At 65.8% G+C, this 23329-nt stretch carries 22 protein-coding genes and 1 tRNA gene; 8 read left to right on the top strand and 15 right to left on the bottom strand.

Features of this window, described 5'->3' with window-relative positions:
* Positions 1-39: 39 nt before the first annotated feature.
* From ACMV_RS01300 to ACMV_RS01290, 3 genes are read right to left on the bottom strand one after another with little or no spacing between them, the layout of a single operon-like run.
* Complete coding sequence (locus ACMV_RS01300; RefSeq protein WP_007422149.1) at positions 40-624, bottom strand: histidine phosphatase family protein; 585 nt, start codon at positions 622-624, stop codon at positions 40-42.
* Positions 624-1244, bottom strand: coding sequence for a glutathione S-transferase family protein (locus ACMV_RS01295; protein WP_007422150.1), 621 nt, complete (start codon positions 1242-1244; stop codon positions 624-626). The genes ACMV_RS01300 and ACMV_RS01295 overlap by 1 nt, the downstream gene beginning before the upstream one ends.
* Before the next feature lie 27 nt (positions 1245-1271).
* Positions 1272-2204 (bottom strand): ribose-phosphate pyrophosphokinase, encoded by a 933-nt coding sequence (locus ACMV_RS01290; protein WP_007422151.1) that lies wholly within the window; start codon positions 2202-2204, stop codon positions 1272-1274.
* Between the two features lie 158 nt (positions 2205-2362).
* Between ACMV_RS01290 and ACMV_RS01285 the strand changes: the two genes are divergently transcribed.
* From ACMV_RS01285 to ACMV_RS01270, 4 genes are all read left to right on the top strand, one after another.
* Positions 2363-2857 (top strand): RDD family protein, encoded by a 495-nt coding sequence (locus ACMV_RS01285; RefSeq protein WP_011941377.1) that lies wholly within the window; start codon positions 2363-2365, stop codon positions 2855-2857.
* A complete protein-coding gene (locus ACMV_RS01280) occupies positions 2854-3642 on the top strand; it encodes an arginyltransferase (RefSeq protein WP_011941376.1) in 789 nt (262 codons plus the stop codon). Before ACMV_RS01285 ends, ACMV_RS01280 begins: the two co-directional genes overlap by 4 nt.
* 97 nt (positions 3643-3739) lie before the next feature.
* The gene (locus ACMV_RS01275; RefSeq protein ID WP_197535476.1) at positions 3740-4255 is read left to right on the top strand and encodes a cupredoxin domain-containing protein; all 516 of its coding nucleotides are present in this window, start codon (positions 3740-3742) and stop codon (positions 4253-4255) included.
* A gap of 121 nt (positions 4256-4376) precedes the next feature.
* Positions 4377-5483, top strand: coding sequence for a mechanosensitive ion channel family protein (locus ACMV_RS01270; RefSeq protein WP_013639269.1), 1107 nt, complete (start codon positions 4377-4379; stop codon positions 5481-5483).
* A 15-nt stretch (positions 5484-5498) separates the two neighbouring features.
* Here the strand turns inward: ACMV_RS01270 and proB are convergent, their stop codons facing one another.
* From proB to rplU, 4 genes are all read right to left on the bottom strand, one after another.
* Positions 5499-6650 carry a glutamate 5-kinase gene (gene proB / locus ACMV_RS01265; RefSeq protein WP_013639268.1) on the bottom strand — a complete coding sequence of 384 codons (1152 nt, stop codon included), beginning with the start codon at positions 6648-6650 and terminating at the stop codon, positions 5499-5501.
* Positions 6647-7645 (bottom strand): GTPase ObgE, encoded by a 999-nt coding sequence (gene obgE / locus ACMV_RS01260; protein WP_007422157.1) that lies wholly within the window; start codon positions 7643-7645, stop codon positions 6647-6649. The genes proB and obgE overlap by 4 nt, the downstream gene beginning before the upstream one ends.
* A 62-nt stretch (positions 7646-7707) precedes the next feature.
* Positions 7708-7977 carry a 50S ribosomal protein L27 gene (gene rpmA, locus ACMV_RS01255; RefSeq protein ID WP_011941373.1) on the bottom strand — a complete coding sequence of 90 codons (270 nt, stop codon included), beginning with the start codon at positions 7975-7977 and terminating at the stop codon, positions 7708-7710.
* Positions 7978-7992: 15 nt separating this feature from the next.
* Positions 7993-8307 carry a 50S ribosomal protein L21 gene (gene rplU / locus ACMV_RS01250; protein WP_007422159.1) on the bottom strand — a complete coding sequence of 105 codons (315 nt, stop codon included), beginning with the start codon at positions 8305-8307 and terminating at the stop codon, positions 7993-7995.
* Positions 8308-8505: 198 nt separating this feature from the next.
* Between rplU and ACMV_RS01245 the strand changes: the two genes are divergently transcribed.
* A tRNA-Ser gene (locus tag ACMV_RS01245) sits at positions 8506-8595 on the top strand.
* Between the two features lie 355 nt (positions 8596-8950).
* On the top strand, positions 8951-9181 hold the full coding sequence (locus ACMV_RS01240; protein WP_148361012.1) for an ABC transporter permease: 231 nt from the start codon (positions 8951-8953) through the stop codon (positions 9179-9181).
* Positions 9182-9720: 539 nt separating this feature from the next.
* Here the strand turns inward: ACMV_RS01240 and ACMV_RS01235 are convergent.
* Positions 9721-10755, bottom strand: coding sequence for an IS110 family RNA-guided transposase (locus ACMV_RS01235; RefSeq protein WP_013635054.1), 1035 nt, complete (start codon positions 10753-10755; stop codon positions 9721-9723).
* 347 nt (positions 10756-11102) lie between these two features.
* Here ACMV_RS01235 and ACMV_RS01230 point away from each other — a divergent pair, with 347 nt between their 5' ends.
* Positions 11103-12065, top strand: coding sequence for an FkbM family methyltransferase (locus ACMV_RS01230; RefSeq protein WP_041664613.1), 963 nt, complete (start codon positions 11103-11105; stop codon positions 12063-12065).
* Positions 12066-12393: 328 nt separating this feature from the next.
* Entirely contained in the window at positions 12394-15663 is a 3270-nt protein-coding gene (locus ACMV_RS01225; RefSeq protein ID WP_013639265.1) for a glycosyltransferase, read from the top strand.
* 25 nt (positions 15664-15688) lie between these two features.
* Here ACMV_RS01225 and ACMV_RS01220 read toward each other — a convergent pair whose 3' ends face one another.
* The 7 genes from ACMV_RS01220 to ACMV_RS01190 form a co-directional block, all read right to left on the bottom strand.
* Positions 15689-16657, bottom strand: coding sequence for an L-threonylcarbamoyladenylate synthase (locus tag ACMV_RS01220; RefSeq protein WP_013639264.1), 969 nt, complete (start codon positions 16655-16657; stop codon positions 15689-15691).
* On the bottom strand, positions 16654-17076 hold the full coding sequence (rbfA, locus tag ACMV_RS01215; RefSeq protein WP_011941368.1) for a 30S ribosome-binding factor RbfA: 423 nt from the start codon (positions 17074-17076) through the stop codon (positions 16654-16656). The genes ACMV_RS01220 and rbfA overlap by 4 nt, the downstream gene beginning before the upstream one ends.
* Positions 17046-19709, bottom strand: a complete 2664-nt coding sequence (gene infB / locus ACMV_RS01210) for a translation initiation factor IF-2 (RefSeq protein ID WP_011941367.1) — start codon at positions 19707-19709, stop codon at positions 17046-17048. The genes rbfA and infB overlap by 31 nt, the downstream gene beginning before the upstream one ends.
* 16 nt (positions 19710-19725) lie before the next feature.
* The gene (locus ACMV_RS19535) at positions 19726-20388 is read right to left on the bottom strand and encodes a DUF448 domain-containing protein (RefSeq protein ID WP_231844460.1); all 663 of its coding nucleotides are present in this window, start codon (positions 20386-20388) and stop codon (positions 19726-19728) included.
* Positions 20389-20458: 70 nt separating this feature from the next.
* Positions 20459-21973: a transcription termination factor NusA gene (gene nusA / locus ACMV_RS01200; protein ID WP_035187469.1), complete on the bottom strand. Its 1515-nt coding sequence runs from the start codon at positions 21971-21973 to the stop codon at positions 20459-20461.
* 31 nt (positions 21974-22004) lie between these two features.
* The gene (rimP, locus tag ACMV_RS01195) at positions 22005-22529 is read right to left on the bottom strand and encodes a ribosome maturation factor RimP (RefSeq protein WP_007423547.1); all 525 of its coding nucleotides are present in this window, start codon (positions 22527-22529) and stop codon (positions 22005-22007) included.
* Between the two features lie 137 nt (positions 22530-22666).
* Positions 22667-23293 carry an MlaC/ttg2D family ABC transporter substrate-binding protein gene (locus tag ACMV_RS01190; protein WP_013639262.1) on the bottom strand — a complete coding sequence of 209 codons (627 nt, stop codon included), beginning with the start codon at positions 23291-23293 and terminating at the stop codon, positions 22667-22669.
* Positions 23294-23329: the final 36 nt, after the last annotated feature.

The following is a 23329-nucleotide window of genomic DNA, read 5'->3' as shown; positions in this document are numbered from 1 at the left end:
TCCCCCACAGGCGATCCGGCCTGGCCGGATGAAGACAATCTACATTGCGCCCGGCGCCACCGCCTCGTCGAGTTCGGCGGCCATCGCCGTCCGCCACCCCTCGCCGTCCGGCGCGCAGAGGATGGGGGCTGCATTAGCGGTGCGGCCTTCCAGACTCACGCCGAGCAGGCCGCGCACCGCGCGGAAGAAGGCGCCGTGCGAGACCAGCAGCAGCGGCCCCGGCCTCGCCAGGATGCTGCGCAGCGCGGTGCCGGCGCGGGCAGTGATGTCGGCGAAGCTTTCGGCGCCGGGCGGCGTCAGCCGTCCCTCGATCCAGTCGCCGAACCAGGGTTCGAGCGGCTGGCCCTCCATGCCGCCGAACACCACCTCGCGCAGGTCCGGTTCGAAGGCGAGCGGCAGGCCGAGGGTCTCGTTGACGATTTCGGCTGTCTCGCGCGCGCGCTGCATTGGCGAGGCGACGATGCCGACGATCCCGCGCCCGAGCAGCAGCGGCGCCGCGGCGCGGGCCTGCGCGCGGCCGGTCTCGTTCAGCGGAATGTCGATCGCCCCCTGCGACAGGCCCTGCGCGTTGTAGTCGGTCTGGCCGTGGCGGAGGAACCAGAACGGGGCGCGCGGCAGCGTCATCAGGACAGCCGCTCCTGCTCCATCGCCCGCGCCACCGCCGGGCGCGCCTTCATCCGCGCATAATGCGCCGAGACATTCGGCGGCAGCGGGATCGTCTGCCGGCCTTCCGCCCAGAAGGAGACGTAGAACAGCGCCGCATCGGCGATCGAGAACGCGCCGAGCAGCCACTCCCGCCCATCGGCCAGCACCGGCTCGATCAGGTCGAATCCTTCGGCGAAGATCTTCCGCCCCTGCTCGCGGACGGCCTCCTTGTCCTCGGGATTCGGCGCGAAACGCTCGGGGCGGAAGATGCGGGCGAACCCCTGCGGATGCATCCAGCCGTTGATGTAGGCGACGAGTTCGTTGCAGCGCGCGGCCTCGACCGGGGAGGACGGCACCAGCTGGGCCGCCGGGTTGGTCGCGGCCAGGTAGTTCGCGATGGCGATCCACTCGGTCAGCACCGTGCCGTCGTCGAGCACGATTGCCGGCACCTTGGCCTTCGGATTGATCGCCTTGTAGTCGTCGCTGAACTGCTGCCCGTCGCGCAGGTTCACCAGCACGCCTTCATGCGGCAGGCCGAGTTCCTCGATCAGGACATGGATGCCGAGCGAGCAGGCGCCTGGCGCATAGAACAGTTTCATTCCGTTTCCTCCCGTTTTCGCGGCCGGTCAGTCGAACAGCGAGCTGACCGAGGTTTCATCCGAGATGCGGCGCATCGCCTCGGCAAGCAAGGGGGCGATGGTCAGCACCTGCAGATTCGACGGCGGATTGCGTGCGGGATCGAGATGGATGCTGTCGGTGATGGTCAGCGTCTCGATCGGGCTGGCGCCGATGCGTTCCAGCGCCTGGCCGGACAGCACGCCGTGGCTGACATAGGCCGAGGCCGAAGCCGCGCCGTGGCGGATCAGCGCCTCGGCCGCGTTGCAGAGCGAGCCGCCGGAATCCACGATATCGTCGATCATGATGCAGTGCCGTCCCTCGACATCGCCGATCACGTTCATCACTTCCGAAACGCCGGCGCGCGGGCGGCGCTTGTCGATGATCGCGAAGTCGCAGGCAAGGCGGCTCGCCGTGGCACGGGCGCGGGCGACGCCGCCGGCATCCGGCGACACCACCATGATGTCGCGCCCGGCGAAACGGTCCTGGATGTCGCGCGCGAAGAGCGGCGCGCCGTAGAGATTGTCCACCGGAATGTCGAAGAAACCCTGGATCTGCCCGGCATGCAGGTCGAGCGTGAGCACCCGGTTGGCGCCCGCCTCGGTGATGATGTTGGCGACCAGCTTAGCCGAAATCGGCGTGCGCGGGTTGGTCTTGCGGTCCTGCCTTGCGTAGCCGAAATACGGGATCACCGCGGTCACCCGCCGCGCCGAGCTGCGCCGCAGCGCATCGAGCGTGATCAGCAACTCCATCAGGTTGTCGTTCGCCGGAAAGCAGGTGGACTGGATGACGAACACATCCTCGCCGCGGACGTTTTCCTGGATCTCGACATGGATCTCCATGTCGGCGAAGCGGCGGATGATGGCGTTGGTCAGCGGCAGATGCAGCGCCTTGCTGACGGCGTCCGCAAGCGGCAGATTCGAGTTACACGCGACGATCTTCATGTGACGGATCCCTGCGGCCGGAACGGGCGGCCCCGATGTCGAAGGAGGTGGACCGGACGATCCGTGGCGCGTGTAGCAACCGCTCCCGCCGCTGTCCATGACGCGCGGGCAGTGCAGGCCATTGCGCGCGCCCCGCCCGGCACACTATCTTGGAGAGCATGAGCCAGTCCCTGCCTTTCGATGCCGAAGCGGCGCGCGACGCCTGGCTGACCCGCGATGTCTGGCCGCGCCGCATCATCGCCTTTCTTGTCGACATGGTGCTTCTCGCCGTGCTGAGCGTCGCTGTCTGGTGGGTGATCGTGGTGCTCGGCATCGCAACGTTCGGCCTCGGTTTCCTGCTGCTGCATTTCACCTGGGCCGTCCCGCCGCTCTATTACATCCTGTGGCTGTGCTCGTCCGCCGCGGCGACGCCGGGGCAGCGCCTGCTGGGTCTCACGCTCCGGCAGGACGATACGCTGGAGGCGAGCGTTGCCCTGCGGCCGAGCTTCGCCCAGGCGCTGGCCTGGACGGTGCTGCTCGGCGTGTCCTTCATGCTCGGCATGGTGCCCTTCCTGCTGGTGCTGGTCACCCGCCGCCGCCGCGCGGGGCATGACCTGCTCTCGGGCCTCACGGTCGTCCACACCTCGGCGCTGGGGCGCCCTGCCGCGCCGTGACCGTCCCTGGCCGCCCGCCGCAGTTCTTCTACGCCACGGCCCCGCTACCCTGCCCTTATGTCGCGGGGCGGACCGAGCGGAAGGTGGTTACCGAACTCACCGGCGCGGATGCCGACGCGCTGCACAACCGGCTCTCGCGCGGCGGGTTCCGGCGCAGCCACAACATCGCCTATGCGCCGGTTTGCGCGGGCTGCCGCTCCTGCATCCCGATCCGCATCGTCAGCGACCGGTTCCGGCAGAGCCGGACCCATCGACGGATCATCGCCGCGAATGCCGGGCTGCGCGCCTATGAGATGCCGCCGCGCGCCACGGCCGAGCAGTTCAAGCTGTTCCAGCGCTACCAGCAGGCCCGCCACGGCGAGGGCGATATGGCTGGCATGAGCTTCTACGACTATCGCGCCATGGTCGAGGATACGCCGATCGAGACCTGGCTTGTGGAGTTTCGCGACGGCGCGGACGAACTGGTCGGCGCCTGCCTGACCGACCGCCTCGCCGACGGGCTTTCCGCCGTATATTCCTTCTTCGCGCCGGATCTCACTCGGCAGTCGCTGGGGACGCGTTCGATCCTGTGGCTGGTGGAGCGCACGCGGGAACTCGGCCTGCCCTATGTCTATCTCGGCTACTGGGTGCCGGAGAGTCCGAAAATGGCCTATAAGGCGCGCTTCCGCCCGGCCGAAATCCTGCTCGGCGGCACCTGGACAGAACTGACCGACAGCCTCGCCGCGGCCGACGATCCCCCATCCTGGCCGCTTCATCTGGCGCCGGTGCAGCAATGCGGCCCCTGAACGCGCCGCTCACGGCGGATTGATGAGCGTGCCCGATCCGGGCCCTTGTTCCGCCATGATGACGATCGAGACTGCCCGCATGCCAAAGGAGAATGCCATGAACAGATCCGCCCTTGCGATCGGCCTCGCCACTGCCACCCTCTTCGGTGCGTCCGCGGCCAGTGCCGCAGCGCCGCCGAAGCCGGTCTACATCCACATGAACGGCGCCAACGAGTTCCTGGAGCGCCTCGTCTTCGTCCGTCCGGGCCAGAAAGTGGTCTTCGTCAACGAGGATACCGGGGCGCACGCCATTCTCGGCTACAGCCCGCAGACCGGTGCGGCGAGCAAGACGTTCGACGCCCCGGCGCTGGCGGGCACACCCGGCAAGGGCCACAAGGTTCACACCTACTCGATCAGTTTCCGGCACCAGGGGCCGGAATGGTATTATTGTCCGGTCCATGCGGAACTGGCCAAGGCTCCAGGCGGGGTGTGGCTGCCGAAGGTGCGTCCTGGCGTGCATGGATTCGGCACGCCGATGGCCGGGTTGATCATCGTCACCACCGATCCGGCGCTGCTGAAGGACAATCCCGCAACCAGCGCCTCGAAGATCCTGCCGGGCTATTTCGGCGGCTGAAGCGGCGCGCATTTCCCCGGCGAAGGTTGTATCGCCGGCACGGCGGTCTACCTCCTCACTGAGCCCGGCGGCCGCGATCCCTTGCGGGGGGGCGCGGCGCGCCACCAGAGGAGGAGGCCGCATGACCCGATCCGCGCCCGGCAACCCCATCGCGCACGCCGCCGGCAACCTTACAATCGTGCTGCACGGCTGGCCGCCTTTGGTCACCACGGCAATCCTGGCCGCCGCCGCGATCCTGGTCGCGATCGTGTTCCACGCGATCCTGTTCCGGCTGCTCCCCCGCCCGTTGCGCGACCGCGGCAGGGCCACGGGGGCGCTGGTCGCCCGCGTGCGGGCCATCGTGCTGGCCTTCCTGATCGTGCTGATGCTGACCACGGTGGTGCCGCAGGCGCCGCTCGGACCGGGCCTGCGCTTCGGCGTGCTGCACGCGCTGAGCGCGGGCCTCGTGATCCTGATCGGCTGGGCCGTGCTGCTCGCGATCGACATCTACACGACGCGCCAGCTTTCCCACCGTCCCGACAACATCCAGGCCGACGCCATCGCCCGCAAGCACGTGACTCAATGGCAGGTGCTGCGCCGGGCCAGCCATGTGCTGACCATCATCATCACCACGGCCGCCGCGCTGATGGTGTTTCCAGCGGTGCGGGATTACGGGGTGTCGCTGCTCGCCTCCGCCGGCGCGGCCGGGCTCGTCGTCGGCCTCGCGGCGCGGCCGGTGCTCTCCAATCTCATCGCCGGCATCCAGATCGCCATCACCCAGCCGCTGCGCGTCGAGGATGCGGTGGTGATCAACGGCCAGTGGGGCTGGGTGGAGGAAATTACCTCGACCTACGTGGTGGTGCGGATCTGGAACTGGCAGCGCATGGTCGTCCCCCTGGCCTGGCTGCTCGAACAGCCGTTCCAGAACTGGACACGCGACTCGTCAGAACTAATCGGCGAGGTGCACTGGAGCCTCGACTATACCGTGCCGATGGACGTGCTGCGCCGCAAGCTCGACGAGATCGTGCACGCGACGCCGCTCTGGAGCGGCAAGGTGGTGGTGCTGCAGGTCACCCACGCGCTGGAGACCACGCTGACACTGCGCGCCCTGGTCTCGGCGCGCAATTCGGGCGAGGCCTGGGATCTGCGCTGCTTCGTGCGCGAGCAGATGATCACGTTCCTGCAGAAGGAATATCCATACGCGCTGCCGCGCCGGCGCGTCGACCTCGAACGGACGGAAGCCGCCTGACGCTTGTTCTCGGGCCTACGACGAAACGGACGGCAACGGGCCGGCGACGAGCACGAGGTCGTCGCGGTGGATCAGTTCATCCCGACCGCGCCAGCCGAGCAGCGCCTCGATCTCGTCGGTCCTGTGGCCGGCGATGAGCATCGCATCCTCGCTCGGATAGGCAGCAAGGCCGCGGGCCAGCGCCGCCCCATCCGGCCCGGCGATCTCGACCGCATCGCCACGCTCGAACCGTCCCTCGACGCGCACCACCCCTGCCGGCAGCAGCGATGAGCCGCGGCGGATCGCCCGCGCCGCGCCGGCGTCAACATGCAGCCGCCCGAGCGGCGCGAGCGAGCCGGCGATCCAGCGCTTGCGCGCCGAGCGCCCGCCGGGCTGCGGCAGGAACCAGGTGCAGCGCGCCCCCGCTTCGAGGGACGCGAGCGGATGCGCAACCCCGCCAAGCGCGATCGCCATGGCACAGCCGGCCTGGGTCGCGATCCGCGCGGCGACGAGTTTGGTCCGCATCCCGCCGGAGGAATAGCCCGGCGGCGGCGCGCCGCCCATCGCCTCGATCTCCGGCGTGATCGCGGCGACGACAGGTAGATGCGCCGCCGCCGAGTCGCGCCGCGGATCGGCGGTATAGAGCCCGTCGATATCGGAGAGCAGGACCAGTTGGTCGGCCTCCACCATTTCGGCCACCCGACCGGCGAGCCGGTCGTTGTCGCCGAAGCGGATCTCGCCGGTGGCGACCGAGTCGTTCTCGTTGATCACAGGCACGGCGCCGAGTTCGAGCAGCGTGCGGAGCGTGGCCCGCGCGTTGAGATAGCGCCGCCGGTCCTCGGTATCGTCCATGGTCAGCAACAGTTGCGCCGCGACCAGCCCGTGCGCCGAAAGCGCCTCGCTCCAGGCCTGCGCCAGCCGGATCTGCCCCACCGAGGCCGCGGCCTGCTTTTCCTCGAGTCGCAGCCGCTTCTGCGTCAGGCCAAGCTGCCGCCGCGCGAGAGCGATCGCCCCGGAGGACACCACGATAACACCGACGCCGCGCGCCCGGAGGGCCGCGATGTCGGCGGCCACGCTTGCAAGCCAGGCTGTGCGCGGCGCCGCGGCATCGGGATCGACGATGAGGGCGGACCCGATCTTCACCACCAGCAGCCGTGCGCTGCCTGGATCGGGCAGCCCCGGGCTCATTGCCGCTGCTCGCGGATCATCCGCAGGGTTTCGCGCAGCACCGCATCGACCCCCTGATGCGCGGCGGCGGAAATCACCATGACCTTGCAGCCCGAGGCCCGTTCCAGTGCCGAGCGCCGGCCGGCGATCTGGTGCGGAGTCATCGCATCCATCTTGTTCAGCACGATCAGCTCGGGCTTGTCCGCGAGCCCCCCGCCATAGGCTTCGAGCTCGCCACGAATCGTCCGCCAGGCGTCCACCACGTCGCCGGCCGCCCCGTCGATCAGGTGGATCAGCGCGGCGCAACGCTCGACATGGCCGAGAAAGCGGTCGCCAAGCCCGGCGCCGTCATGAGCGCCCTCGATCAGGCCCGGAATGTCGGCGAGGACGAATTCCTCGGTCATCGACAGCCGGACCACGCCGAGCTGCGGGTGCAGCGTGGTGAAGGGATAATCGGCGATCTTGGGCCGCGCCGCCGAGGCCACCGAGAGAAAGGTCGATTTCCCGGCATTCGGCAGCCCGACCAGCCCGGCATCGGCGATCAGCTTGAGCCGCAGCCAGACCCAGCGCTCCTCGCCCGGCCAGCCGGGATCGGCACGGCGCGGCGCGCGGTTGGTCGAGGTCTTGAACATGGCGTTGCCATGGCCGCCATCGCCGCCGCGCAGCAGCACGATGCGCTTGCCCGGTGCATCGAGATCGGCGAGCAGGGTCTCGCGGTCGTCGTCGAGGATCTGGGTGCCGACCGGCACCTTGATCACCACCGGCGGCGCGGCGGCGCCAGTACGGTCCGATCCGGCGCCATTGCCGCCCTTGCGGGCCCGGAAATGCTGGGTATAGCGGAAGTCGATCAGCGTATTGAGGTTCTCGACCGCCTCGAACACGATGTCGCCGCCGCGGCCGCCATTGCCGCCGTCCGGCCCACCGAACTCGATGTATTTCTCGCGCCGGAACGCGACGACGCCGTTGCCGCCATCGCCCGAACGCACATAGATTTTCGCCTGGTCGAGGAACTTCATGGGTGCAGATACGCAAAAGGCCGGCACCGGCCGGCCTTCGCGTCCTTCATGCCGGAGACAGATTACTCCGCGGCGAGCGGCAGCGGCTCGACCGAAACGTGCACGCGGCCTTCGGCCTTGCGGGAGAACTTCACGCGTCCGTCGACGAGGGCGAAGATCGTGTGGTCGCGGCCGACGCCTACATTGGCGCCCGGCTTCACCTTGGTGCCGCGCTGGCGGATGATGATGTTGCCGGCGATCACCTGTTCGTCACCGAACTTCTTGACGCCGAGGCGGCGGCCCTCGGAATCGCGCCCGTTGCGCGACGAACCACCGGCTTTCTTGTGTGCCATGGGATATCCCTCCGATCAGGCGGCGTTGATGCCGGACACGCGCAGCACGGTCACCGGCTGGCGGTGGCCATTCTTGCGACGGCTGTTCTGCCGGCGGCGCTTCTTGAAGATGATGACCGTATCGAGCTTGTCCTGCGCGATCACCGTGGCGGTGACCGTCGCACCCTCGACAACGGGTTTGCCCAAGGTCACGCCCTGTTCACCGCCGATGGCGAGAACGTCGGTGAAGGTGACGGTGCTGCCGGCCTCGGCCTCGAGCTTCTCGACCTTCAGCACCGCGTCCGGCACGACGCGATATTGTTTTCCGCCGGTGCGGATGACTGCGAACATCGATCTGGTCCAATTCTATCTGCAACGCCGCGCGGGCGGACAAAAAAAGCTGCGCGAAACCTTTCGGCATCGCGAGATTGCGGGGTTATAGCGGGATGCGCCCTGCTGTCAATTGATTCGCCCGATGGCAGGGCACCACCAACCGCAAGCCGACTGTTGCCTAGCCGGCGCCAACATGCCTATAAGCCGCGCGGCTGCGGAGAGGTGCCAGAGTGGTCGATTGGGACGGTCTCGAAAACCGTTGTGCCTTCACGGGTACCGTGGGTTCGAATCCCACCCTCTCCGCCAGTTTCGCCTTTTCACACGATCTCAGACGTCTACCTCTTCTATTTTTCCCTTACCGGCGGCCCAATCCGTCTCACGAGACATCGCCCCAAACCTCGGGGCACGAGGGGGCGGACATCGTGTATGGGAATGGGGATACACTTGCGGACGCCGCCATCCGTGAGTCGAAGGCGCTCGACAAGCCTTGCATGATGTTCGATTCCAATGTCTTGTTCCTGCTGTTAACGATGGCAGGAGGAAAGCTCTGACGCTTCCGTTGCCAAAAGATCGGCGGCAAGAAGAAGTTGCTCAGGATCGGTTCCCATCTCGAGGTGACCCGCGCCGCGGCGCTGGCCTGCGCATCCGCGCATGGAATGTGGTGGCCGATATCATCTCTGGCCCGAAGGGCACCGTCGCCGCGATCTTCCTCGCCTCGCGCATCCTCTCCATCGACCCGCTCGGCGGGAAGGGGCTCAAGCTCGCCGCAATCGCCGCGGCGGTGATCGGCATCGCCAGCCTCTACAGCGGTCACGGCTCGATCATCGGCACGCTGTTCAGCGCCTTCGTCACGATGTTCATCGGCAACGGGCTAAATCTGCTGAACGTCTAGCCCTGCTTGCAGGGCACGGTGATCGGCTCAGCTATTATTATCGCCGTGCTGATCGCGCGCCTGCTGAGCAACGCGCGCCAGAGGGCCTGACCGTCCCTCCAGCTGTGCCTGCTTCCTCGTGCTTGGTCGGATCGGGGATGTCGCCAGACATCCGGGCTAGATCAAGCACGTCGACGGGCATGACCGAGTGTCGTACGCCTCGCCCGGCAACCCGGATCACTCTCCTACACGCTTCGCCCCGCTTCCGTTGGCCAGAATGAGCGCTTCTGTAACGGGCCTATGGGTGTCAAGTCCCTCGTTGAGAGCTGTACCATCGCCGGTGTCTTGCTTCTGTCCGCAGTCGGCGCTGGTCCGCTGCTTCATGGGGTCTGATGAGGACCGGTCGGCCAATCTCAAGATGCGCAGTCACCGAATGATGCTGCCGCGCTCATAGCGGCCTGGCCTGATCCATCGTCCCGGCGACGGGACCTGCTCCGGACGAGAGGTGTCAGCCTCGCCCGAACTTGATATCTCCTCCTGCTTCTATTTTGTGCTCATGCTTATGCCCGCGGCGCTGCCGCCATCGTGGCGTCGAACGCAGTGCCGCCGGCTAGCATCCGATGCAGCACAACGGCGAGCTTGCGGGCCAGGGCCACCTTGGCCTTGCGCATCCCCGCGCGAGCGGCCACGCGCATCGCCCAACTCTTCAGCGTCGATCCTTTCACTGGCCGAGTGAGAATGACGTTCGCCGCTTCGTAGAGCGCGGTGCGGACACCGACGTCACCGATCTTCGAGATCCGTCCCGTCACATCCGTCTCGCCCGACTGGTACTTCCGCGGCGTCAGGCCGAAATGCGCCCCGACCGTTCGTGACGATCGGAACCGAGCCGGATCGTCGATTGCCGCCACGTAGGTCAACGCCACGACCGCGCCGACGCCGGGTGTGGACATCAGCAGCCGAGCTTTCGGGTTCCGCCGTGCCAGGCTCCGAACCTGCGCCTCAAACTGGCCAAGCTGACGACCCAGTTCATCGCTGGCCGACAGCAGTGCTTCGGCGATCATTTGCAAGGTCGGATGTCCGGCCACCAGCTCACGGACACGGTCGGCAAATGTCCGCCGTGTCGTCGGACCGACCTTCAGCCCGAAGCCGCGGAGAATGCCGCGCAGGCTCATCTCCACGTCATGCAGCTTGCCCTGGACCAGCTTGCGTGCCGTCAAGATCGCCCGCAACTCCTGGGCCGCCATCGACTTGCAGTGCACCGGCCGGAACCAGCCAAGGCGCATCAGCTGCGCAATGCCCCGGGCGTCCTTGCGATCCGTCTTCACCGGCATCGTCCTGAACGCCGCCCGCACATGCCGCGTCTCCAGCAGCTCAATAGGAAAACCCGCCTCCCGCAGGCCCGCATATAGCCATTGCGACAGCGGGCCCGCTTCAAGGCCAATCCGGGCGAAAGCAACATCTGATTGTCGCAGCCAGTCGATCAGCGTCTCTGGTTCCGTCGCCACCTTGCCCTCGCAAACCACCCGACCCGTCGCGTCGATCACGCATACCGCCGAGCTTTCCAACGACACGTCAATTCCTGCATAATGCTCCATGGTTGTCCCTCGATGATGCTTGGAGCAGGACCATCCTGACTCCGTTCAAACTCACACCATCATTCTGAGGGACAGCCACCCAATCCGTCATCTCCAGATGACCGGCCCGTTACCCCATCTCATTGCGCTCACCTCCCTCTCACTCGTTCCTTCCCGCCGTTCAGGTGGGTCGATCCTACGAGCGGCGCCGTCCGAATGATGTCAGCCACCGTTCACCCGTAGCCAGGGCCAGCCGTCTGAATTGCGCCGATTGGCTTTCATACCCGGAAGCCGGCTAGAACGACTGCTCCGAAAAGATTATTTCGGAGCCAGCACGTATAGTTCACAGTGATTTCATGTGGGGATTAATGGCGCCTGAAGCCGGCTCCGAACGTCAGTTCATTTCCTATGCCCAGAATTTCGAGGATGTCATGCTCTGGCGCGCGCTCGGGCATGTTTCGCCTGGAATCTATATCGACATCGGCGCACAGGATCCGATCATCGATTCCGTTAGCCTCGCGTTTTACGAGCGCGGATGGCGCGGGGTTCATGTCGAGCCAAACCCGGCTTATGCCGAACGCCTCCGGGTCGCGCGCCCTGACGAGAACGTTATCGAAGCTGCGATCGGGGCGACCAGCGATACGATCGACTTCTACGAAATTGCCGATACCGGGTTGAGCACGGGCGATGCCTCCCTTGCCGATGAGCACCGTCAACGCGGATTTTCCGTCAACCGCATCAAGGTGCCGTGCCGACCGCTATCCGACATTCTCGATGAAATGACGGATCAAGTTATCCATTGGATGAAAATTGACGTGGAAGGGATGGAACGAGAGGTGATTTCCACCTGGGCGCCGTCCGCTGTACGGCCGTGGATAATCGTGATCGAAAGCACCAAACCCAATACGAAAAACCCGACTTTTTCGGATTGGGAAGAAATTATCTCAAAATTAGGCTATAAATTTGTATATTTTGACGGGTTAAACAGATTTTATATCAGTATACGACATCTAGAATTACAATCTTATTTTTGCTACGGCCCAAATATATTTGATAATTTCAGTTTGAGCGGGCTTGCCTCCGCTCCGTTTTGCCGACAAATGCTCGCCGTAATCCAGGCACGAGAGCAGGAAGCTGAGCAGCGGATGGAGCGTGAAAAGGCCCTGCGACATGACGCGGAACAACAGGCGAACCAGGCGGCTTCCAGGCTGCGTGAAGCGGAGCGGCTGATCATGGAGATCCATGCCAGCCGCTCGTGGCGCGTGACGAGTCCGTTTAGAGCCGCAATGAACTTCATACGGCGGATGTCGCGCCAAACTCATGAGGGCTGACCGTGCAACCCGCCTATTTCTTTCGACGTCTTGTGCGTCTTACCCTGAGCGGATTGGCGGATCGGGTACGGGCCATGCCGAGGCTGCGCGCACTCGCAATCAACATCTTGCGACACTTTCCATGGCTGGATCGGGTTCTGCGCGCGGCTTTGCGGCCGACGCCCCCCGGCTCTCCCCGTCCCCGCGGACAGGTGCGGGCCCATGCGGCTCGATCGCGGCTGGCTAGGGCTCGTCATGCGGATCCCGACCTGCCGCTAACGGCGGCGAAGATCTACGCTCAACTCCTTCGCGCCAGCCTCAATGAAGACGAAACGGCCAGGATACGCTGATGCGCATCGTCATTGATGTGCAAGGAGCCCAGACGAGCGGCAGCGCGTTTCGCGGAATCGGGCGCTACACGATGGGTTTGGCCCAAGGCATCGCACGCTGGCGCGGGCTTCATGACGTCATTATCGCTACCAGCGATGCCTTTCCCGATTCGCTGCCGCTGCTTCGGGCGACCTTCGCGCCACTCCTGCCGCCAGGACATTTTCGCGTCTGGCAATGCCCGAGAGGGATCAGCGCGGCAGATGACACCAATCATGCGCGGAGACGGGCAGCCGCATGCGTCCGGGAAGCCTATCTCGCCGCGCTTCGGCCGGATGTCGTTCTGGTTTCCAGTCTCTTCGAGGGCCTGATCGACGACGCCGTCGCCAGCATCGGCACCTTGCACGACATTCCGACGGCTGCGGTGCTTTATGACCTGATCCCCCTCATCCACCGCGAAACTTATCTTTCGCATCATGCCGTGATAGAAAAATGGTACGAAGCCCAGCTGGACCATCTGCGGCGCGCAGATCTGCTGCTGGCTATTTCAGCATCCAGCTCAAAGGAAGCAAAAGACCACCTCGGCTTTCCGGCGGGTCAAACGGTCAATATCGGCGCAGCTGCGGATCCGCAATTCCATCGGCGAAATCTGCCTCTTTCCACTCTGGATACGGTGCGGGCACGCTACGGTCTCAACCTGCCGTTCGTGATGTACACCGGAGGAATCGATCATCGCAAGAATCTCGATCGGCTCGTTACCGCTTTCGCCCGACTCCCCGCGCACCTACGTGAAGCCCATCAGCTTGCCATCGTCTGCAAGGCGGATGATGACGCACAAGACCGGCTGAGAACTCTCGCTCGACGCGAAGGGCTTGGCGCCTCGACGCTGATGTTCACCGGTTTCGTGCCCGAGGACGACCTCATCCACCTCTATCACGCCTGCACTGCCTTCGTATTTCCGAGTTGGCATGAAGGCTTCGGGTTGCCCGCGCTGGAAGCGATGGCATGTGGCGCGCCGGTGATTGCCAGCAACGCATCGAGCCTGCCGGAAGTCGTCGGCCTGGACGAAGCCCTGTTCAATCCGCTGAATCCGGACTCAATTGCGAACAGTCTCCAACAGGTTCTGGAGGATCGGAGGTTCCGGGAACGACTTGTCTCCCATGGCCTTGAGCAAGCCACCCGTTTTTCCTGGGACATCACGGCGCAACGCGCGGTGAAAGCTCTCGAAGCGCTCCATTTGCGCCATGCGCTGCTGCCGCAAAGGCGCCGCACGCAAACGCCCCGCCCAAAACTGGCCTACATCTCGCCTCTGCCGCCAGAACAGAGCGGAATCAGCGATTACAGTGCCGAGCTGATTCCCGAACTGTCACGCTTCTATGAAATCGAGATCATCGCCAGTCGGCCGGATATCGGGCCCGAATGGCTCCGCAGCCAATTCCCGATCCGCTCGCCCGACTGGCTGAGCGCCAACCCCTCGTCCTACGACCGGGTCCTGTACCAGTTCGGGAACTCGGCATTTCATCAGCACATGTTCGACCTTCTGCGAGAAGTCCCCGGCGTGGTAACGCTGCACGATTTCTTCCTGTCAGGCGTCGCCTGGTGGATGGAAGGCGATGTCGGCCGCGCCGGCCATCTGGCAAGGGCGCTCTATCGAAGCCACGGTTACGCGGCTGCAGAACAGCGCTACAAGCGCGGGGACATCAATTCGGTCATCTGGGACTTTCCGTGCAACGCGGACGTGCTTTCGGATGCAATTGGAATCATCGTTCACGGCCCCAATGCGGTGCGCCTCGCCAGACAATGGTACGGCCCCGACACGGCACGAGATTGGGCGATCATCCCCCTCCTCCGCGCACCCGCTTTTGGGTTTCATCGATCGGAGGCACGAAGGCGGATCGGATTGCCCGAAGATGCGATGCTGACCTGCAGCTTCGGCGGCCTTAACGCGACCAAGCTGAACCACGTCACGCTCGAAGCCTGGCTCGCCTCGGCACATGCCGATCGTCCCGACGCCTATCTCGCTTTCGTCGGCGGCCATTCCAACGACGATTATGGCCGCGCCCTGCTTGCGACAGCAAGGAACAGCCGGGCCGCGGAACGGATTCTCATCACCGGCTGGACCGATCAATCGACATATCGCGACTATCTCGCCGCTACCGATATCGCGGTGCAACTACGCACGTTGTCGCGCGGGGAAACCTCCGCGGCCGTTCTTGACTGCATGAATTATGGTGTGGCCACGATCGTCAACGCAAACGGTTCGATGGCGGACCTCCCGGCGGACACGGTCTGGAAGCTGCCGGACAAATTCGAGCGTGCTCAACTCGCCGCCGTTCTAGACGTTCTGGCGCGTGATAGCGGGAAACGCAAAGCCCTGGGCCAGCGCGCGCGCGAACGCATCCTCAGGACGCACGCTCCGCGCGCATGCGCGGCCGCCTATCACGAAGCGATCGAGGTTGCCTATCGGCAGGCAGATGCAACAACCCGCGGTGCGATCAGTTCCATCGGCCGATCCGCTTCGGGACTGACCGCGGCCGACCTCGCGCAGATCTCGGGCTGCCTCGCGCAGAACGGAGCCCAGCCCATCACTCGCCAATTCCTGGTGGATGTGTCCGGTCTGCTCGCACCAGATTCGAAAGACCGAATTCAATCATCGCCCCGGGAACTTCTGCTCGAACTGTTGCGGAGGCCACCGGCGGGATTTCGCGTGGAGCCCGTCCATGCCTCGGTGAAGGTCAACGGCTATCGCTACGCTAGGCGCTGGACAATGAACCTTCTCGGCGTCCCGTCTGAGGGATTCGAGGATGAACCGGTGGACGCGCACGCGGGCGACGTTTTTCTGGCGCTGTATCCGAGCCACCGCGCCGGTTCTGGGCAAGCCGACCTATACCGGCGCTGGCGAACGCTCGGCGTCCGGACAGCTTTTATCATCGACGACCAGCCGCCCGCACGCGTGCCCAGGCAGGTTTCGCACGATGGCGAAAAGCCCCGCACCGACTGGCTCGAAATCGTCGCGGAGGCGGATAACGCGCTTTGCGTCTCCCGATCCGTGGCCGACGATTTCCGTGCCTGGCTGGATGAACAAGGAGCGCGGCGGTCCATGCCCATCGAGATCGGCTGCATCCACCGCGGCGGCGATGTCAATAACACCGCGCCGAGCAGGGACATGCCTGCTGCACGAATAGCCGCGACCTGTACGCTGACCTTGACGGAAAGCGTCGACATGCTGGTGCAGGCGCTCGGCCTTCCTCCCCGGCAGTCAGCCCTCCCCGGCGGCACAGCAACCGTCTGATCGATGCGTCCCGCGCTCGCCCCTGTCAGGACCGGGGGGCTGCCGCCCGCGCCAGACGATCGTTGATCGCCGCACCCAGTCCACGTTCCGGAACGCGCGCCACCGCGATGCGTCGAAGCCTGGCCAACCCGGCTGCGGCATCCAACTCATGCAAGGAGTCGAACAGGCGGGCGGCAGCCTCGACCAGATCGCCGGCTGGAGAAAGATTGCGCGACACCGGCGGCAGCGTTGGCGGCTCGATGCCGAAACCAAGCCATGCCTCGCCGTCTTCCGGCGCGGTGGCGCCAAGCCGCATCGGCAACACGGGCGCATAATGCGAGGCGAGCATCCCCGGCGCCTTCACCGCCGCACCCATCTCGGATGCGATCGAGACTGGACCTAGCACGGCCTCCAGCGCCTCGCGGGAAATTCCGCCTGGGCGCAGGAGCACTGGCGTTGCCCCGGTAAGATCGACGATGGCGGATTCGAGTCCGACCTCACAGGCGCCGGATTCGAGGATCGCGGCAATTCGCCCCTCGAGGCCTGCGATAACGTGCGCCGGGCGGGTCGGGCTGAGCCGTCCTGACCGGTTTGCCGATGGCGCTGCTACAGGCCGACCGGTCGCGGCGAGAAGCGCCCGGGCGATCCCGTGGCCAGGCACGCGCACGGCGACAGAGGATAGACCCGCCGTCGCCAGCGCTGCGATATCGCTCTCATCCCGTCGCGGCAAGACCAGCGTCAACGGACCAGGCCAGAAGGCTTGAGCGGCTTCGCGCGCCCGCGCATCTGCGGCAGCGTGGCGGAATGCCGCATCGGCGTCGGGGAAATGGCTGATCAGCGGGTTGAACCGCGGCCGCCCTTTGGCCTCGTAGATCGCGGCGACGGCGCTGGCATTGGTGGCATCTGCACCAAGGCCGTACACCGTCTCGGTTGCGAAGGCCACCAGTTCGCCGGCCCGGAGCAGTTCGGCGGCGCGCGCGATTCCAGCCGCGTCTGCGGCAAGCCGCTCGGTCATTCCTCGTCCGGCTTCAGAAGATCCCGCATTACTTCGGGCCGATGCAGAAGCTCGTTGATCCGCGTCGCTTCATCGAGGGCATGGTCTGGCTGGAAATGCAGATCCGGCACGAACTTCATCCTTAGCCCATGGCCGATCTCGCCGCGCAGGAACGGTGCGATCCGCTTCAAGGCCGGAAGATACCGATCGATATCGGTCGCGCCGAGTCGCGAGACAAACACCGTGGCGTGCTTGAGATCTGGGCTCATCCGGACCTCGGCCACCGTGATATGCACACCGGCAAGCTCGGGATCGCGGAATTCGGTGCGGGCGAAGAGTTCGGCGAGCCGGTGGCGGAGATCCTCCGCCACCCGGCGCTGCCGCTGCGAGGGGCCTTCCGCGCCGCCCCTTACGCCGGAACGGTTTCGGTCTCGTAGCATTCGACCACGTCGCCTTCACGAAGATCCGAGAAGCCGGCGAAGGACAGGCCGCACTCATAGCCGCGCGCAACCTCGCGGACGTCGTCCTTGAACCGCTTCAACTGCGACAACTCGCCCTGGTGGATGACGACACCTTCCCGCAGCAGGCGGACGCCGGCGCCGCGCTTGACCAGGCCTTCCGTGACATAGCACCCGGCCACCTTGCCGACCTTGGTGATGTTGAACACCTGGCGGATCTCGGCATAGCCAAGGAACTTCTCGCGCTCGATCGGCGCGAGCTTGCCCTTCACCATCGTCTCGATGTCATCCGACACCTGATAGATGATGCTGTAGTAGCGGATGTCCACGCCATCGCGGCTGGCCAGCGTGCGGGCCTGGGCATTGGCACGCACGTTGAACGCGACGATGATCGCATCCGATGCCTTTGCAAGCTGAACATCGCTCTCCGTGATCTGACCGACGCCGGCGAGCAGCACGCGCACGCGCACCTCGTCATTGCCGAGCTTCTGCACGGTCGCCTGGATGGCCTCGGCACTACCCTGCACGTCGGCCTTGATGACAAGCGCCACTTCCTTCTGCTCGCCGGCCTGGATGCGGGCGAGCATCTGGTCGAGCGTGCCACGGGCTGCGGCACCCGCCGCCGCCGCGTGCTCGCGCAGCTTGCGCTGGCGGAACTCGGCGATTTCGCGGGCACGCCCTTCGTTCTCGACGACCACGAACACCTCGCCCGCTCCCGGCACGCCGGAGAGGCCGAGGATCTCGACCGGCGTCGAGGGGCCCGCGTCCTTGAGGGGTTGTCCATGATCGTCGAGCATGGCGCGCACACGGCCCTGCTCTGTGCCGGCCACGACGATGTCGCCCTGGCGCAACGTGCCTTTCTGGACGAGTACGGTCGCTACCGGCCCGCGGCCGCGATCCAGACTCGACTCGATCACGGCACCTTCTGCCGAGCGGTTCGGATTGGCCTTGAGATCAAGCAGTTCGGCCTGCAGCAGGATTGCCTCCTGCAGCGCGTCGAGCCCCTGCCGCTTCAGCGCCGAAACCTCGACATCCTGCGTCTCGCCGCCCATCGCCTCGACGGCGATATCGTATTGCAACAATTCGCTGCGCACACGATTGGGGTTGGCGTCCGGCCGGTCGATCTTGTTGATGGCGACAATGATGGGCACGTTCGCCGCCTTGGCGTGGCGGATCGCCTCGACGGTCTGCGGCATCACGCCGTCATCCGCGGCAACCACGAGGATGACGATATCGGTGACCGACGCGCCGCGGGCGCGCATCGCGGTGAAGGCTTCGTGGCCCGGCGTGTCGATGAACGTCATCTTCGCGCCGGATTCGAGCGTCACCTGATAGGCGCCGATATGCTGGGTAATGCCGCCCGCCTCACGGGCGGCAACGTCGGTCGAGCGAAGGGCGTCGAGCAGGCTGGTCTTGCCGTGGTCGACATGGCCCATGATGGTGACGACCGGCGGCCTCACCTTCAGATCCGTCTCGGAATCTTCCTGCCCCTCGAGCCCGAGTTCCACATCGGATTCGGAGACGCGCTTCGACCGGTGCCCGAATTCCTCGACCACAAGTTCCGCGGTATCGGCATCGATGGTCTGGGTGGCCGTGGCCATCACGCCGAGTTTCATCAGCGACTTGACGACCTCGGGCACGCGGGCGGCCATGCGGTTCGCCAGTTCCTGCACGGTAATCGTCTCCGGCAGAACCACCTCGCGAACGACACGGACCTGATCCGAGCGCAGGCGTTCGAGTTCCGCCTGGCGGCGCTCGCGGTCGCGCTGCCGGCGAACCGACGCCAGCGAGCGAACCCGCTCGTCATCTCCCGACAGGGCGGCCTGGACATCGATGCGGGCGCCGCGGCGGCGATCGTCCCCCACCTTCTTGGGCGCGGGCACGGAGGGCTTGCGACTGGGCGCGGCACCGCTGCCGGGACGGCGCGCGGGGCGGGACGCTTCCTCTTCCTCGTCGCGCCCGGTGCGGGCGGCACGCAGGCGCAGCGTTTCCGATGCCGAGGTGGCGGGGGGTACAGGCGCCGTGCGACGGGCCGGAGCTGCGCCCGGACGAGCCGGAGCCGCGGTCGGGGCAGGCATCGCGGCCCGAGGGGACGCAGCAGCCGCTGGCGCCGGCGGAGCGGCCGTTGCCTGCGAGGCCTCCGCGGCCCTGCGGCGCTCGGCTTCCTCCTCCTCGCGGCGGCGCGCCTCTTCCTCGGCGCGCAGGCGCTCGGCCTCCTCGGCGGCGCGAGCCTCTTCTTCGGCCTTGCGCCGTGCCTCTTCAGCCGCGGACAGGATCGAGATCTTCTCCTGCTCACGCCGCTCGGCCTCGAGGCGCGCGGCCTCACGCTGCTGCTCGACCACCGCCCGCTGGCGCGCGGCCTGCTCGGCTGCGGTCAGGCCACGAGGCGCAGCTGCACCGCCGGAGGCGCGCGACGGCGCCGACGGGCGTCCCGTCTCGGCACCAGCGGCGCCACCCCGCTTCTTCCGCACCTCGACCTGGACAACCTTCGAGCGCCCATGACTGAAGCTCTGCCGGACCGAACCGGCATCGACGGTCCGCCCCAGTTCGCCCCGGTTCACCGGCCGCAGCGAGAGCCGCCCTTTGGTTTCGCCTTGATCCTGCTCGTCGCTCATTCAATCCGGTCCGTAATCAATTCTGTGTCTTCGTCTGAGTCATATCTGCGGGCGGTCGAGCCTCGCGACCACCCAGGTCGGCGTTCTCTCTGCCCGCTCCCTGCGGAGCTTGCAATCGTCTGGCCGAAGGTTCTGCGCCCAGCACCCCTGCGAGGCGGAGGGAATCGGCCTCGATCATGCCGGCCAGGCGCCCAGGCCCGATAGCCACATGCACCACACGGTCACGGCCGAACACGGCTCCCAGCCGAGCCGCCGAAATCGGCCTCACCACATTTGTCTTGCGGTGCTGGATCAACCGATCCTGCTCGGCCAGGCTACCATCCGCCGCCTCGACCAGCAGAGCGCATTGCCCGGCGGCTATTCTTTCCTTCACCTTCTCGAACCCGCAAACGGCATCGCCAGCGCGGCGCGCCAGGCCGAGAAGTTCCCCAATCCGCTTTTCCAGCGCCCTGCCTGCAAGCTCCACGAGACCGGAAGGCAGAGCAATCCGCCGACCGGCAGCGCGGGAAAAGATATTGGCCTTCATCGCCTTTTCTATCACATCCCGCCGCGCACTCAACCACATGCCGCGACCGGGCAGGGTTGCAGCGACATCGAAGACGAGCGCTTCGGCCGCCACCGCCTCCGGCGCGACGACGAAGCGCAGCATCGCCTCGCGCTGCTGGCGCTCGCGCGTCACGAGACACCGGCGCAGCGGGCCGCTTTCGGCCGCCGCGTCATCGTCGGCGAGATCGGCGGAGAAATCCGGATCAGCCAGCGTCTTCCTCTCCCTCGAACCAGTGAGCGCGCGCCGCCATGATGATGGCATTCGCCGCGTCCTCGTCCATCGCATCGGCGCCGACGATCTCGATCAGTTCGTCAGAGGCAAGATCGGCAAGATCGTCCAGCGTCTTCACACCCTTCTCGCCGAGCGCCACCAGCATGGCAGGCGATAGCCCCTCCAGCCCGGCAAGATCATCGGCGACACCCAGCGCGCGCCGCTTGTCCTCAAGTTCGGTGGCCTTGCGCTCGAGCGCCACCTCGGCGCGGCGCTGCAGCTCGGCGGCGATCCCCTCATCGAATCCCTCGATCGCCGCAAGTTCCTCGACCGGCGTCGCGGCGAGATCCTCGACGCCCTCGAACCCTTCGGTGACCAGCAGGCCGGCGATCACGTCATCGACATCGAGCGCCTCGACGAACAGGCCGGAGCGGCGGCGGAACTCTTCCTGGCGCCGTTCGCTTTCCTCGGCCTCGGTCAAGATGTCGATATCCCAGCGGGTAAGCTGGCTGGCAAGGCGGACATTCTGGCCGCGCCGGCCGATCGCGAGCGAGAGCTGGGTGTCGGGCACGACGACCTCGACCTTGCCGGCCTCCTCGTCGAGCACCACCTTCGAGACCTCGGCCGGGGCGAGCGCGTTGACCACGAAGGTCGCCGGATTGGGGCTCCACGGAATGATGTCGATCTTTTCGCCCTGCAGTTCGGCCACCACCGCCTGCACGCGCGAGCCGCGCATGCCGACGCAGGCCCCGACCGGGTCGATGGAGGAATCGCGGCTGATCACCGCCATCTTGGCGCGCGAGCCAGGATCGCGGGCCACCGCCTTGATCTCGATGATCCCCTCGTAGATTTCCGGCACTTCCTGGGCGAAGAGCTTGGCGAGGAAGCCCGGATGGGTGCGTGAGAGAAAGATCTGCGGGCCGCGCGGTTCCTCGCGCACGTCGTAGATGAAGGCACGCACCCGGTCGCCATTGTGCAGGTTCTCGCGGGGAATCGTCTCGTCGCGCCGGAGCAGGGCTTCCGAGCGGCCGAGATCGACCATGAGGTTGCCGTATTCGGTGCGCTTGACCACGCCGGTGATGATCTCGCCGACACGGTCCTTGTATTCGTCGTACTGGCGCTTGCGCTCGTATTCGCGGACGCGCTGGACGATCACCTGCTTCGCCGTCTGCGCCGCGATGCGGCCGAAATCGATCGGCGGCAAAGGATCGACCAGATGCCCGCCGACTTCGATATCGGGCTTGAACTTGCGGGCGATATGGATCGGGATCTGGGTTTCCTCGTTCTCCACGGTCTCGACCGCTTCGGTCCAGCGCGAAAGGCGGACATCGCCGGTCTTGCGGTCGATCGTCGCCCGAATGTCCTTCTCGTGGCCATATTTGGCGCGACCGGCCTTCTGGATGGCCTGCTCCATCGCCTCAAGCACTTCCTCGCGATCGATCTGCTTTTCGCGGGCCACCGCATCGGCGACAAGAAGGAGTTCGGGGCGGGCTATGGCGGTGTCCATGGTCATCTCGCTCTGTTCACGGATGGGTTTGTCAGTTGGCGGCCGGCGGCGTTTCCGTCGCCTTGATCAGTTCCTCGGTCAGCACCAGCTTGGCGCGCCGGATATGGGCATGCGGCAAGTCGACCGTCTCGCCGGAATCGAGCTTGACGCGCGCCTGGGCCTCGTCGGCGCCAAGCACCGTGCCGGTCAGGCGCTTGCGGCCCGAGGCGGTCGGAACGTCGAGATCGATGCGGGCAAGATGGCCGGCATAGCGGTTCCAGTCCTTCACCCGGGTCAGCGGCCGGTCGATCCCGGCGGAACTGACTTCCAGCGTCCAGGCCGAGCTGATTGGATCGTCCACGTCGAGCACGGCGGAGACGAGATGGCTGATACGCTCGCAGTCGTCGAGCGAGAGCGGCGTCTGGTCGGCGCGATCGGCCATGATCTGCACCGTCGGCGTCTGCTTGCCCATGATGGCGACACGCACGAGCTCGTAGCCGATCGACTCGAGCCCGGGGGCGATCAGTTCGGCGATGCGGCCTTCAAGGCCGGTATGCTGGGGGCGGGTATCGTTCACGGGGAAACTCTCGGGGTATCCTGGCAACAAAAAAGGCGGCCGGTTAGGGCCACCTCCATCAGTCTGGAGATTTATTTGCACGATATATAGGACGGACGCCGCTCCCGGGCAAGAGCGGCGTCCGCGCCCCGTGTGGGTCAGCCAGCTTCCATCCGGGCGATCTGCTTCTTCATGGCGTCGAGCAGAGCGCTCACCTGGCCGCCATTGTCGTTGATCACGCTCGAATAATCCGATCGTTCGGTAATCCTGAGCGAGGTTCCCTCGACCACGACATCGACGATCCGCGGCTTGCCGCCGACCGTATCAACCACCCACTGCACATCCGCCGGCGACTGGCCGGGCCGGGTGACCGTGGTCGACACCATCTCGCCCTCGGGCCCAGGCTTCGTGCCGTCGACAGCGAACTGGACGCCCTTGTAGGCGCGGATCTGGTTGGTGATGTTGTAGGCCAGCGTCTGGTGGAAAAGTCTGAGGTATTCCTGTTGTTGTGCCGGTGTCGCCACCCGCCAGTAGCGGCCGAGCACGAATCGGCCGATCTGGTCGACGGCGACGATACGGTCGACAAGCTCGCGCAGCTTGTCCGCCTTCACCTTGGTCGAGTCGGGACCATTGACGATCGCGACCAGATGGTCACCGGATTGCTTGATGAAATTCTGCGCCACCGAGGCGGCCGGCGCGGCAGCGAGGGCGGTTGCAGGCAGCGCGCCCAGAACCGGCAATACGGCGAACGCGCCGAGCAGAACCCGGCGAACGGAAGAAGCCATCAAAAAATCCTTTCTGCAGTGCGTCGTCTCGAATGC

It is taken from the genome of Acidiphilium multivorum AIU301 (assembly GCF_000202835.1).
GTDB classification, from domain to species: Bacteria; Pseudomonadota; Alphaproteobacteria; order Acetobacterales; family Acetobacteraceae; genus Acidiphilium; species Acidiphilium multivorum.
Note: the sequence above shows the minus strand (reverse complement) of the source record. Positions and strands in the feature narration are given on the sequence as shown.

What these genes read in the sequence shown, in the direction of transcription:
- ACMV_RS01300 (WP_007422149.1), bottom strand. Translation starts at nt 624, where the DNA reads ATGACGCTGCCGCGCGCCCCGTTCTGGTTCCTCCGCCACGGCCAGACC.
- ACMV_RS01295 (WP_007422150.1), bottom strand. Translation starts at nt 1,244, where the DNA reads ATGAAACTGTTCTATGCGCCAGGCGCCTGCTCGCTCGGCATCCATGTC.
- ACMV_RS01290 (WP_007422151.1), bottom strand. Translation starts at nt 2,204, where the DNA reads ATGAAGATCGTCGCGTGTAACTCGAATCTGCCGCTTGCGGACGCCGTC.
- ACMV_RS01285 (WP_011941377.1), top strand. Translation starts at nt 2,363, where the DNA reads ATGAGCCAGTCCCTGCCTTTCGATGCCGAAGCGGCGCGCGACGCCTGG.
- ACMV_RS01275 (WP_197535476.1), top strand. Translation starts at nt 3,740, where the DNA reads ATGAACAGATCCGCCCTTGCGATCGGCCTCGCCACTGCCACCCTCTTC.
- ACMV_RS01270 (WP_013639269.1), top strand. Translation starts at nt 4,377, where the DNA reads ATGACCCGATCCGCGCCCGGCAACCCCATCGCGCACGCCGCCGGCAAC.
- proB (WP_013639268.1), bottom strand. Translation starts at nt 6,650, where the DNA reads ATGAGCCCGGGGCTGCCCGATCCAGGCAGCGCACGGCTGCTGGTGGTG.
- obgE (WP_007422157.1), bottom strand. Translation starts at nt 7,645, where the DNA reads ATGAAGTTCCTCGACCAGGCGAAAATCTATGTGCGTTCGGGCGATGGC.
- rpmA (WP_011941373.1), bottom strand. Translation starts at nt 7,977, where the DNA reads ATGGCACACAAGAAAGCCGGTGGTTCGTCGCGCAACGGGCGCGATTCC.
- rplU (WP_007422159.1), bottom strand. Translation starts at nt 8,307, where the DNA reads ATGTTCGCAGTCATCCGCACCGGCGGAAAACAATATCGCGTCGTGCCG.
- ACMV_RS01235 (WP_013635054.1), bottom strand. Translation starts at nt 10,755, where the DNA reads ATGGAGCATTATGCAGGAATTGACGTGTCGTTGGAAAGCTCGGCGGTA.
- ACMV_RS01230 (WP_041664613.1), top strand. Translation starts at nt 11,103, where the DNA reads ATGGCGCCTGAAGCCGGCTCCGAACGTCAGTTCATTTCCTATGCCCAG.
- ACMV_RS01225 (WP_013639265.1), top strand. Translation starts at nt 12,394, where the DNA reads ATGCGCATCGTCATTGATGTGCAAGGAGCCCAGACGAGCGGCAGCGCG.
- ACMV_RS01220 (WP_013639264.1), bottom strand. Translation starts at nt 16,657, where the DNA reads ATGACCGAGCGGCTTGCCGCAGACGCGGCTGGAATCGCGCGCGCCGCC.
- rbfA (WP_011941368.1), bottom strand. Translation starts at nt 17,076, where the DNA reads ATGCTACGAGACCGAAACCGTTCCGGCGTAAGGGGCGGCGCGGAAGGC.
- infB (WP_011941367.1), bottom strand. Translation starts at nt 19,709, where the DNA reads ATGAGCGACGAGCAGGATCAAGGCGAAACCAAAGGGCGGCTCTCGCTG.
- nusA (WP_035187469.1), bottom strand. Translation starts at nt 21,973, where the DNA reads ATGGACACCGCCATAGCCCGCCCCGAACTCCTTCTTGTCGCCGATGCG.
- ACMV_RS01190 (WP_013639262.1), bottom strand. Translation starts at nt 23,293, where the DNA reads ATGGCTTCTTCCGTTCGCCGGGTTCTGCTCGGCGCGTTCGCCGTATTG.